The following is an 11,272-nucleotide window of genomic DNA, read 5'->3' as shown; positions in this document are numbered from 1 at the left end:
AATAAACCACCTTTCCTATGTAAATTGGCTTCGCAAATCAATTTTACACTAGAAAAGGGTGGTTTTTTATTATTTTCAAATTAAATTTTTTCTTAAAATCAATCTTGGTAATTATTTGGTTATTAACTGTCCGTAAGTCAGGCTTGAAATCTACTGTTTACAGGGTTTTAAAATTTAATATTGTTTATAGAAATAGTATTTTATTTATTTATCTTTGTTTTCAACTCTTCAGGAAGATTATTTGACCAAGGCATAATCTCCTCTAAAAATTCTTCATTGATACTTTCACAATTAGCAACTCTATCAAATAAGTAGATAAGATATTTTTCTACTATAAGAGCATTAGCTTTAGATGTTTCAATTATACTGTAAATAAGTGCACTAGCCTTAGCACCTTTAGATGCATTTGAGAATAACCAGTTCTTTCTGCCTATTACAAAAGGTTTGATTGCTCTTGATTTTTTTAGGGTTTCATCATCTAATCCTGCAATTACTTCATAAAATTTTCTACGTATATGTGCTAAACAATAAAGTCTTTTTATATTCTCAACTTTATTGTAGCCATTATATCCATCGTCTGCAAATATCTAGAAAACCCCTTTAAAAATTCTCGCGGACATGAGCTAGATCGAGTTCTCTGGTAATCATAAAGCATGATAGGCGCTTTACAGCCACCAGACCTATACATCCACATATATTTTTTAGATTTGCTGTCCTTGCCATTATCATCTATAACTTTCAATGTGGTTTCATCTGCCTAAATATAATCTCTCTCTATAAGTTTTTTCCTCATAAAATTATTTACTGGTTCAAGTTCATTTTCTGCATTTGTTACGTTAACATCAAAGCCTTCTTTCATCATTGGATGGTTCTTTAACAAATCTACCCTACTTAACTTATCAGCACCAATAGCTCCAAGTGCTATCATAGTTTTTTATATGCTTCATCTTTATTGATTCTTTATTAGCATTATCAAAATATAAATTATCAAAAATCTTATTTTTTTCCACATAATTTACTAGAGGATATAACCCTGCATAAGAAGTAAGGTTATTTGCTGAAAACTCAATTTTATTTATCATAGTTAATTAGTGCTCCTTTTATTATGTTTTGTTTTGACGATTAATCATAAAATAAAAGAGCACTTTTTTTATACACTTTTTGGGTGAATTTAATAAAATGTTTCAGACTATTGATTCACCTTGGCTCGAATGATATTTTCTAATTTACTACGCAGTTTTTCGGTAATATTTTTATTACTTTATAGATTAGAAATAAATTGTAAAACTATATATTATAATAATTCTGCCGAAAAATTTCATAACAGTTGATATTTAAAAATTTTCAAGGCTACGCTTACTCAGAATCCATGTCTGGCACTTTTTTAAATATTTTTAATAAACGCAAATAATGATTTGCTTCACGTAAGGTATGATCACCTAATAATGGTATTATTATAGATTTAATTTTACACTCTACTAATCCTTGTGTACCTTGTGCCTTAAACTTACTTATTGCTACAGTTGCTTTATAACTGTCATCAGTAACTTTAGAAATTGGCATTGATTGGTTCATAGCGTGTATTGCCTCTCTTGTCAACTTATCAAATTGATGTCCAAAGTTATTTGCTGTATTTATAAGCTCATCTTCAGTTGGATCAAGAAGTCCGCGTATAAATTTTGAATGTTCAGCCATAATTCTGTTCCAGAAAGTTTCTTGCTCATAAGCTTCCCTTTCTAAGTCAATTTCCTCGCAACTTTGCAATCTTTGAACTAACTGAAAATAGAACTTCGCTTCTCTCAAAATATGGTCTATAAGCAAAGGATAATTAATTGTAAATACTCTACAGGATATAACATCTGATAATAGTCTACTCTTAAACCTTGCTAAACCTTTAATTAATTCCATTGCTCTATCATTAAGTTCATATACTCTTTGCTCAAGAATCGTATGATTAGCTCTGATCAAGGAATCACCCATTAATTCTTGCTCTGCTTTAGTAATATTAGTTGGAATTTTTACTCCTGTAAAATATGCTGAAGCCTGTTCAGCTTCTAATGTAAAAGGGGTTACTACTTCACCCGACTGTAATACATCATTGCTAACAACACCATTAGAAAGAGATATAGCATCATATAAAAGTTTATCGAATTTCATTCTGAAGGCATCTGCCTCATCTATATAATTTGAATCCTTTGGTGTAAAACCTACTTCTAAAAAAAATGAGTGTTCCTTCATAATTCTTGCAAAGAAAAGATGCAATTCCAAGGATTGTTGTATAAATTTATTACTAGATAACATAGTTGACTTCTCCTAATATAATAATTCACTGGTATTATTATATTAATTATATACATTGAATGTTACTTCACACCTTGAATAATGAGACCGCCATAATCCTTATTATAGTATTATAATTTTCTTTAATGCGAATCAAGTGCCCCCAAAATGTTATTACCAATATTATTCTTAAATAGAGCCTTTACTTATTCTTATCTGTTAATACATCCTTATTGGCTAAAGTTGTATCACTGGCTTGACCATGGCATGCATATTTTACGTCAAATATATATATCAATATCCCAATTATTAATAAATATAGAATTATATATATGGGGTTATGTAACCATGAAAGAACAGATTTATAAATAGTAAGTGTACCAAATGGCATAAATATAATTCCTGCTTCCCATTATATATATTTTTTTAGGAATATATCTACTCATCCATACACCACCTATGATACCTATTCATCAGCAATTAACATACCTACTGTTGTTCCCATTAATATAAATATTGGTTAATCACTTTCTGCTGATATTGCTATTGTCATAAGTTGAGTTTTATCACCCATCTCTGCTACAACTACATTGACTTATCCTAAAAAATTAGATTGCTCATCAAAAAATACCATATTATTCATTTATAAAAATCTAAATAATACGGTATTTAAGATTTATTACTTAAGGAATTAATTTATCGTGCATTAGAAACAACAGAATCTACGGCAACGTCTGCAACGTCTGCAATGTCTAAAACTTTGGAAACATGACATATTAATAACCTCTCCTCTTTTGTATACTTTAATATATTCTAAATATTACATAATTGTTCCTCAATATAAGACTAAAGCTTATAATATATCACTTTTAACTATACCACTGTGAATATTCCAATATTTCATTTTTTATACCGTATTATTCAAGTTTTATTGGTTAGGATACTTAAAATATTTAATTCAATAAAATATCAGGAGTGACTTGTACATTACATCCTCGCCAACCAACCATAAAATAAGGGCCGTAAGAATTTTATGATATTTGTTGGCGTACTCAAAGGTCTTTCTGAAGTCCGAAGAACTAAGGCTACTACTGTTATGTAATAAAGCAGGATATAATATATAGTATCCTACTTTATATTTAAAAAGATTAATAATATTTTTCTCTGACTTCTCTTGTAAAACCGTAATCAATAATAACAGGTCTTCCATTGATCATTCCCCAGTTACTTTTCCTTTTAAAATCACCCAATTCTAAATTATAGTTTCGCTTAATCTTCTGTAGTTCTTTTGAGTTAAGCAGTTCCCTTTTATTCCTGACATTGAAATATTTCAATACATATGAAATGTTATATATCTCATCTGCTTTTTCCATTATTAGCAATCTAAAATCATTCGAAACTTGTACAACTTTTGCAAACAAATCAGAATTATCATTATCTGAAATTTTATACTCTGATTTATTTTGTGCAATTCCGGCTCTATTTTTTGCCACTTTGATTACATATCCATTTTCCAAATCAAATACGTCTCTACTAGAACCAGAAGCAATATATTTATAATATCCTCGTCTTATATCAAACATAATTTGATTGAATCTACCAATCATTTTAACACCTGCTTCATGTTAATCTCTTTATATTCATTAGTAAATATTTTATATATTATATTATTCACTCTACAGTTGATTGGTTCTATCTACCATTATGAATAAAATCATATTATTCATACTTCGATGAATGCTTTTTAAAGTTAACTCCCTATGTAATAAGCAGATTCTCACATATTTAATTAACTCATATACGTTAAAAAAGCTGCCCCAAAATCTAATTGATTTTAAGACAGTTTTGCTCATTAACAACATTCTTTTATAACATAATAACTTAAACTTTAATATTTATAAAACTATATTTCATCAAGAGACTTATTTGTAGGGCTTTCTATCCAATTGCCCTTATAATCATATCTTGAACCATGACAAGGACAATCCCAAGTTAATTCATCAACATTCCAGTGAAGCTCACATCCTAAATGAGCACATTTTGTTGATACAGTATATACCCTTCCTTCATTGTCCTTATACACGCCAGTCTTTTGACCTTTATATTCTACAATGCCTCCCTTACCGTTTTCAATACTTTCAAGGCTTTCCTCTGGAATATCTATCCTCTGAGCAATAAAGTTCTTTGCAGTTATTATAAGATCATTAGCCGCATTTTTCATTGATGCTGACATATCAAATCTTCCTGGTGAAAATATTTCTGAAAAGTCATTTTCCTTTTCAAGAATCATGTCACTTATTATCATTGCAGCTACCATTGAAGTTGTCATTCCCCATTTTTTAAACCCTGTTTCAACATAAATATCAGGGGTTTTTGATGAGTAATGCCCTATATAAGGTATATTATCTAAGGTCATACAATCTTGTGCTGACCAATGATATTTTTCTATTGAATTCGGGTAAAGTTCTTTGGCTGCTTTTCTTAACTCATCGTAGGCTCCACCCCCTTCATTTTCACCAGCTCTTTGCGCTACACCACCAAATATTAATAAATTTTTATAATTTCTAAATGAATATGCATTTTTATCAATACATATATACATTCCATTTACATCTTGAGCATTTTCTAAAGCTAAAACATATGATCTTTCTTGATGCATTCTTAAAAAATAATAGCCTGGAGTATTTAGAAATGGATAATGTGTTGCTACTATTATTTTATTTGCCTTAATTTTTATATCATCCTTTGTAACTACAGAAATTTCTTCTGTAATATCAAGTGCTGTTGTATTTTCATAAATAGTCAATTTTTCTGAAATTGTTCTTAAGAATTTAAGTGGATTAAACTGTGCTTGATTCTTAAACTTCAATGCTCCTTTAACCTTAAAAGGAAGATTTACTTCATCCACTAACTCTGCATCAATTCCTAGTTTTTTTACTGCAATATATTCATCTTCAAGACTTTCAGTATTATCCAAAGAATACACATATGCATCCTTGCGTTCAAAATCACAATCAATGTTTTCCTTATCAATTATTTCTTTATACTTTTCTATTGCAAGTTCATTAGCCTTAGAATATTGTCTTGCTCCTTCTTCTCCAAATTCCTTAATTATACTATCATAAATTAAGTCATGCTGGCATGTTATCTTTGCTGTTGTATTTTTCGTAACTCCACTAGCAGTACTTTTAGCATCAATAACAACAACTTCTTTCCCGCTTTTGGTAAGAATATATGCTGTAAGTAGTCCAGCCATTCCAGCCCCTATTACAAGAATATCACATTCTATATTTTCACTTAAAGCTTCTCTTTTTCTAAAATTAACCTCAGAATTCCATACACTTTCCATGTAAATCACCTCATGTTTAGTATTCCATTTCTTTGTGTAATATACACAAATTTCTATTACGAAATAGACTATTTTAGATGACTATGTTCTATTCCTTCATCATCCTTTTCATAATTTACACTTGATTGAAATTCATGATTATGACCTTTTCTTTCATAAGATTGTTCTTGATATTGATTATTTTGCTTATTATAACTACCGTAGTTGTTATAATTATTCTCCATTAAAATTTCCTCCAATAACTTAAAATACTCTATATTATATTAATTGAATTTTTAAAGATGATACTTATAAATTTTATTAATAAATTATATTTGAATTCGAGGTCTTGTTGGATCACATTCAGGATTTTTAATATCAGAAACCATGTAAATCTTTGTAAGATATCAGCCCATAATATGCCCTAATGTGGTTTATTCTTTATATCCTTGATTAGTATAATTCTTATAATGATAGGACAAATTAAGTAAATGTTGTAAACAAAAGGAGTGTGTTATAATGAAAAAATTTTTCTCTACTTTATTAGTATTAATGTTATTTACCACATTATTGCTACCTTTTAAGGTATATGGTATTGACAATGAGATTCCCTTAAGTAATTCTATAGTAAATATGAAGATAGATCAAAGAAAACTTTGGATTGACCATGTTTCATGGACTAGGAGTTTTATTATTAGTGATTTAGCATCCCTTGCGGATAAAGATCCTGTATTAGAGAGATTACTTAAAAATCAAGATGATATTGGTGCTTCCATCAAACCTTATTATGGAGAAGAAGCTGGAAATAAACTTTCAAAACTTTTAAGAGAACATATTGTAATTGCAGGTCAAGTTGTAGATTCTGCTAAAAGTAATAATAAATCTGATTTAGATAAATACAATAAATCATGGTATAAAAATGCAGATGACATTGCCGACTTTTTATCTAGTGCAAATTCTAATTGGGTAAATTCAGAATTAAAAGATATGTTACATAAGCACTTAGAATTCGTCACTGCTCAAGTTGTTGCAAGATTAAATAAAAATTGGAAAGCAGATATTGAGGCATATGATAAAGGTGAAGAACATATGATTAAGTTTGCTGATGTGCTTTCAGATGGTATTGTTAAGCAGTTCCCCCAAAAATTCAGTTGATAAAAAGGCTAGTGGAGCTAAATATATAAAATGCTACTTTTTATTATAGTATTTTAAGATTGAAATTTCATTTATACATATACAAATTCTTTTCTATAATAAGTTGCGATAATGAACTTATATTACAGTTAATGGCACAGAACTGAAACATGATTGGTAGTAAAATGATAGTAAGGAACACTCTTTATTAACTATTTCACCTAAAATTCGGTACTATTGTTTGCCAACAGCTTCTTAAGTTAAGTAGTATAAATACCTAATATTACTATTTTTCTATTTGAAATTTAATATATCCATTAAAATATTCATAATTACTTATACAAGGAAAATTTTAGACCTCAGAAGTTGTTCTGAGGTCTAAAAATGTGATTGCTAATACAAACCAGCTATACTGTTGTCACTATATTTCTAGATATTCCTCAATAATAAGGGTAATAAGGATAGTAAGGATACGGTGGTTGAGCAATGTAAGGGTAAGGTAATAAGGATAATGCAGCTAAAGAAGCTAGTGGAAAAGTTTCGCGTCTAAATCGCCTGAATCTTCTTCTAGGACGGTTATAACCATTATATTGACGTTGTTGATCAGGTTGATTTTCAGTTTCTTTCTCCATTACATCCTCACCAACCAACATTGTCATGTTATCTATATCTACATTGTCAATAATTCCATCAAATTTACTTCCATCTGTCATAGTTAAAATAATGTGATAGTATAAGTAATTTTTACATTTATCGTGTACAGTTCGTAAGTCTCTATAGTAATCATTTTTTTCTAAAGTCATTTTTTTAAATCATCTCCTTTCAAATATCATGATATTCATCTATAAAAAAATCGTTCCATTTCAACTGGTAAATCTTCATGAAAAAATTAGATAATATTATTCGTAATACCTTTTAGCGTGTATTTTCACTAAATAAGTCTTAAATTAATCTCTCCAAATATGCCATAAAGCATTATTTGTGCCTTTGACAAATACGTCAGTTCTGTTGGGGCCCCAAGATATTGCTGCAGGATCGGATGTAAGTGCACCACCGAGTTTTTGCCAGTTGCTCCATAATGAACCGTTCCAGGAAATAGTAATTAATTGGTTGCTTTGATCTCTTGCGAATACCTCAAGTCTATTAGTAGCTCTAGAGGATACTGCAGGAGCTGAGGTTATATTGCCTCCAAGATCTTCCCACTCACTCCAATTAGAGCCGTCCCACCACTTGTGATATAGACGATTGCCTTGACCTCGAGCTAATACATCAATTCTATTATTTCCCCAAGAAACAGCAGCAGGAGAAGAAGTCAGGTTTCCACCAAGGTTTTCCCAGTCGCTCCAGCGGGTACCGTCCCAGTATTTATGGTAAAGGGCATTATCAGTTCCACGAACAAAGGTATCAAGTCTGTTTGGTGCCCAGGAAGAAACTGCAGGGGCAGAAGTTAAGATGCCACCAAGATCTTCCCAATCACTCCAACGAGTGCCATCCCAGTATTTGTGATACATGGAGTTAGTGGTGCCTCTGCCAAAAACATCAATTCTATTATTTCCCCAGGAAACAGCAGCAGGAGCAGAGGTTAAGGTACCACCAAGGTTTTCAAATCCACTCCAATTATTACCATTCCAGTATTTATGATATAAAGCACTATCAGAGCCTACTACAAAGGTGTCAAGCCTGTTTGGTGCCCAAGAAGAAACTGCTGGAGAAAAAGTTAAAACCCCACCAAGGTCCTCCCATTGACTCCATCTATCAACAGGTTTTGGCTTAGGTGTAGGTGCTGGAGCAGTGCTATTTCTAAGAGTAAATTCTATTATATCTTTAAAGGTACGACTAACCGCATTGTCAGATAAGCCAGAAGCATTGAGAAAAGAAAAAATTGTGTAATATCTTCTTCTAAAATTATTGTAAATTGTATTTATTTTTTGATTTATATTTCCTTGATATTTTGGTGCCTCGTCTAAAGTAAAAGAAATTGCTGTTCTTACGTAATTTTCTATTATTTTTTGCATTTCAACCAATAGTTGAGGTTGCTGGCTATTAAGTATTCTAAATATTCTAGTTACTTCCTGCTCAGGTGCTCGTGTGCCCTTTGAGTAATATTCTTCAGAAAATAAGTCAAAATGTTGATCCTCTTTATCACCTCTAGTCTCATCCTCATCATAGTTATCAAATTTTCTCATTTGTTCATAAAAAAATGGACAAACATTTTGCTGCATGCAATAAGGGCAGTAAGAATTTTCATTATTATTCATTAAAAATCTCCTTGTATTTTTACTTGCTATGGATCTAAACCCTATCAAATCATTTTATGACTAAAGTGAAAGAGTGTTCCACAAAGTACAAACATAAGAATTGTATTACTTTCCTTGGTGTACTAAGAGGTTTTTCTGAGGTCCCAAGAATTAATGGTTAAATGGCTCATGATTTGCATTATGTTTAGCACTACGCTATCATACTCTCTTTAATATCTTTAGGAATATTGATTATCGTCACCATTTCTGCAGAAGCTGTAATTCCTTATTAATTTACTTTAATTGTGATTGATTTAATTACTAAACATTAGGATAAGTTACATTTAATAAGTAAATAATAATACTAAATAATTTTTTAATGAGGTGCTTTTATGGGATATAATAATTTTTTAGTGATTATGACTATTATCTTTTCCATTGTTATTTTGTTTACTGGTATTGCAGTTTCCAAGAAGAAAAAATATAACTTTCTTATTGAAAACATAATAACTTATATCTTCTATCTAATCTTTTTAATAGTACAATATAAATTAAAATTTCATGTTATGGCTTTTATTATACTGTTAGTTCTAATAACTATTATTGGCAATAACCTTATTGGTAACTGTCTAAATGTTTATAATCATTCGAAATATTATGATAGATTTTTACATGCTTTTGGCTCCTTTTCTTTTTCACTTTTCTTTTATTCTATATTAGATAAAATTATCATACATACAATCTATCCAAAATTCTATGTTTCTATTTTCGTAACAACTATAGGTATTTCATTAGGGTGTATCTTTGAAATATATGAATTTATCTTAGATTCTACTACTAATTCAAACAATCAACATGGTCTTACAGACACAAACTTTGACTTAATATCAGATGTAATAGGTGCAATAATTGCAGGTATTATCTCAATGTCAATTTTCTTTTAACTTATCTTTCAAATATTCTCATTTATTTTGATAAACACACATGAATATTAATAATAGAAAAACAAATACTATGAAAGTAAAATTTATTACTTGGAGGTGTTACTCAAGATTCTAAACTTTATTTTGATTTATCTACACCTGGACCAACGCAAAAAGCTCCAGACCCAACACCACCTTCATTCGAAAACCCTAGAAAATAAAGTTTAATATTACTATGTAAAATATCTAATTAACAGGAGGAATATATATGCAATTATCATGTGGTGAATTACATAATTTAAGTGAATTAATTTTAAGCTGCGTAAATTCTATAACTAATATGGCACTGTATAAAAGTGTGGTTACAGATCCAGAATTAAAGGCTATGATAGAAACTCATTTTCCAGTTCATGTTCAAGATTATAATATGAAAGTTAAATTTGTTAAAGAAGCAACTGCACCTACAGAAAAGTTGAATGTTCCAGTGTTATCAAAAGTTCTACAAGACTTTACTAAAGCACCAGTTGCAACAATTCCAGTTACACCTAGAACAGATGTACAACAATTAAATGATAGGGAAATAGCTACAGGATATCTTTTAACTTTAAAAAGAGCTGGAAGAGAATATGCCTGGAGTGCTATGGAAGCAAGTAATCCAGAACTTCGAGAATTTTTAAAAGATGCTTTTACAATGAGTTGTAATCATGCTTATGAAGTATGGCAATGGATGGTTAAAAGTGGTTTTTATGCTTTATCTCCAGCACCACAAACAGAAATAGATGCAACAGGCGCTATATTCAATATAGTACCACAATAAGATAAATAGTTATTAGCAATTACTTTATTTCTAAAGAGTATCTGTATTTTATGGATACTCTTTATTTTCATCTAGATGAGCAAGTGTAATTACCATAATTAATGGAGGTAACAGCAGTTGCTAAAAATAGTAACAAATAATAACATTTTATAATAAATAACTTGTGATTTAGATATATTTATACAAGGTGAAAAAATGGGGAAAATGATAAGTATATCAAAAGTAAGTGAGTTAACAGGAGTTACAGTTAAAACTCTTAAAATGGAAGAAAAATCAATAAAAGAATTATCAATAGAAGGGGGTGAGAATAGTAAAAATAACACTGAAAGCAATATTGATAAATGAAACAGATGAACAAAAACAAAAGATTGATAATATGATGCTAGTATTTTGTACTGCTATAAGATATTCATTTAAAAGGCTGCTAGAAAATAATATTAAGATAAATGAATTAGAAAAAATAATTTCTAAAAAATATAATCTCAATATTCGTCAAGCAAAAGATGCCGTAGAATCAGCAAGACAAACTATTCTCTCTCAAAAAGAATTAGTA

At 29.8% G+C, this 11,272-nt stretch carries 14 protein-coding genes and 4 pseudogenes; 6 read left to right on the top strand and 12 right to left on the bottom strand.

The features are described 5' to 3' along the window. Positions 1-200: 200 nt before the first annotated feature. From LLF98_RS12975 to LLF98_RS12935, 10 genes and pseudogenes are all read right to left on the bottom strand, one after another. Positions 201-455: pseudogene (locus tag LLF98_RS12975) on the bottom strand (transposase domain-containing protein); the annotation flags it as partial. Between the two features lie 39 nt (positions 456-494). Then, positions 495-745, bottom strand: a pseudogene (locus tag LLF98_RS15450) (transposase); the annotation flags it as partial. A 12-nt stretch (positions 746-757) separates the two neighbouring features. Continuing rightward, positions 758-928, bottom strand: a complete 171-nt coding sequence (locus LLF98_RS12970; protein ID WP_291704250.1) for a hypothetical protein — start codon at positions 926-928, stop codon at positions 758-760. Continuing rightward, positions 900-1,082, bottom strand: coding sequence for a hypothetical protein (locus tag LLF98_RS12965; protein ID WP_291704249.1), 183 nt, complete (start codon positions 1,080-1,082; stop codon positions 900-902). Before LLF98_RS12965 ends, LLF98_RS12970 begins: the two co-directional genes overlap by 29 nt. Positions 1,083-1,356: 274 nt before the next feature. Then, positions 1,357-2,301 carry a DUF2935 domain-containing protein gene (locus tag LLF98_RS12960; protein WP_291704248.1) on the bottom strand — a complete coding sequence of 315 codons (945 nt, stop codon included), beginning with the start codon at positions 2,299-2,301 and terminating at the stop codon, positions 1,357-1,359. A gap of 181 nt (positions 2,302-2,482) precedes the next feature. After that, the gene (locus LLF98_RS12955; RefSeq protein WP_291704245.1) at positions 2,483-2,671 is read right to left on the bottom strand and encodes a hypothetical protein; all 189 of its coding nucleotides are present in this window, start codon (positions 2,669-2,671) and stop codon (positions 2,483-2,485) included. A 129-nt stretch (positions 2,672-2,800) separates the two neighbouring features. After that, the gene (locus tag LLF98_RS12950; protein WP_291704251.1) at positions 2,801-2,854 is read right to left on the bottom strand and encodes a hypothetical protein; all 54 of its coding nucleotides are present in this window, start codon (positions 2,852-2,854) and stop codon (positions 2,801-2,803) included. Between the two features lie 574 nt (positions 2,855-3,428). Further along, positions 3,429-3,887 carry a hypothetical protein gene (locus LLF98_RS12945; RefSeq protein WP_291704244.1) on the bottom strand — a complete coding sequence of 153 codons (459 nt, stop codon included), beginning with the start codon at positions 3,885-3,887 and terminating at the stop codon, positions 3,429-3,431. Between the two features lie 296 nt (positions 3,888-4,183). After that, a complete protein-coding gene (locus tag LLF98_RS12940; RefSeq protein ID WP_291704242.1) occupies positions 4,184-5,629 on the bottom strand; it encodes an FAD-dependent oxidoreductase in 1,446 nt (481 codons plus the stop codon). Between the two features lie 68 nt (positions 5,630-5,697). Then, entirely contained in the window at positions 5,698-5,853 is a 156-nt protein-coding gene (locus LLF98_RS12935) for a hypothetical protein (RefSeq protein ID WP_291704240.1), read from the bottom strand. Positions 5,854-6,127: 274 nt separating this feature from the next. Here LLF98_RS12935 and LLF98_RS12930 point away from each other — a divergent pair, with 274 nt between their 5' ends. Then, the gene (locus tag LLF98_RS12930; protein ID WP_291704238.1) at positions 6,128-6,763 is read left to right on the top strand and encodes a glycosyltransferase; all 636 of its coding nucleotides are present in this window, start codon (positions 6,128-6,130) and stop codon (positions 6,761-6,763) included. A 419-nt stretch (positions 6,764-7,182) separates the two neighbouring features. Here the strand turns inward: LLF98_RS12930 and LLF98_RS12925 are convergent, their stop codons facing one another. Together LLF98_RS12925 and LLF98_RS12920 are read right to left on the bottom strand one after the other, a co-directional pair. Further along, the gene (locus LLF98_RS12925) at positions 7,183-7,455 is read right to left on the bottom strand and encodes a hypothetical protein (RefSeq protein ID WP_366512115.1); all 273 of its coding nucleotides are present in this window, start codon (positions 7,453-7,455) and stop codon (positions 7,183-7,185) included. 234 nt (positions 7,456-7,689) lie between these two features. Further along, positions 7,690-9,000 (bottom strand): sialidase, encoded by a 1,311-nt coding sequence (locus tag LLF98_RS12920; protein ID WP_291704234.1) that lies wholly within the window; start codon positions 8,998-9,000, stop codon positions 7,690-7,692. Positions 9,001-9,371: 371 nt separating this feature from the next. On the opposite strand from LLF98_RS12920, the gene LLF98_RS12915 reads away from it, so the two are divergent. The 5 genes and pseudogenes from LLF98_RS12915 to LLF98_RS12895 form a co-directional block, all read left to right on the top strand. Continuing rightward, positions 9,372-9,923 (top strand): hypothetical protein, encoded by a 552-nt coding sequence (locus LLF98_RS12915; RefSeq protein ID WP_291704232.1) that lies wholly within the window; start codon positions 9,372-9,374, stop codon positions 9,921-9,923. A gap of 95 nt (positions 9,924-10,018) precedes the next feature. Further along, positions 10,019-10,123: pseudogene (locus LLF98_RS12910) on the top strand (manganese catalase family protein); the annotation flags it as partial. 47 nt (positions 10,124-10,170) lie between these two features. Then, positions 10,171-10,719 carry a spore coat protein gene (locus LLF98_RS12905; RefSeq protein WP_291704230.1) on the top strand — a complete coding sequence of 183 codons (549 nt, stop codon included), beginning with the start codon at positions 10,171-10,173 and terminating at the stop codon, positions 10,717-10,719. A gap of 195 nt (positions 10,720-10,914) precedes the next feature. Next, the gene (locus tag LLF98_RS12900; RefSeq protein WP_291704228.1) at positions 10,915-11,064 is read left to right on the top strand and encodes a hypothetical protein; all 150 of its coding nucleotides are present in this window, start codon (positions 10,915-10,917) and stop codon (positions 11,062-11,064) included. Continuing rightward, positions 11,054-11,272, top strand: a pseudogene (locus tag LLF98_RS12895) (IS200/IS605 family accessory protein TnpB-related protein); the annotation flags it as partial. The gene LLF98_RS12900 and the pseudogene LLF98_RS12895, both read left to right, overlap by 11 nt.

Origin of the sequence: Clostridium sp., from assembly GCF_021372645.1 — a bacterium.
GTDB lineage: Bacteria > Bacillota > Clostridia > Clostridiales > Clostridiaceae > Clostridium.
This window is presented reverse-complemented; position numbering and strand designations above follow the sequence as displayed.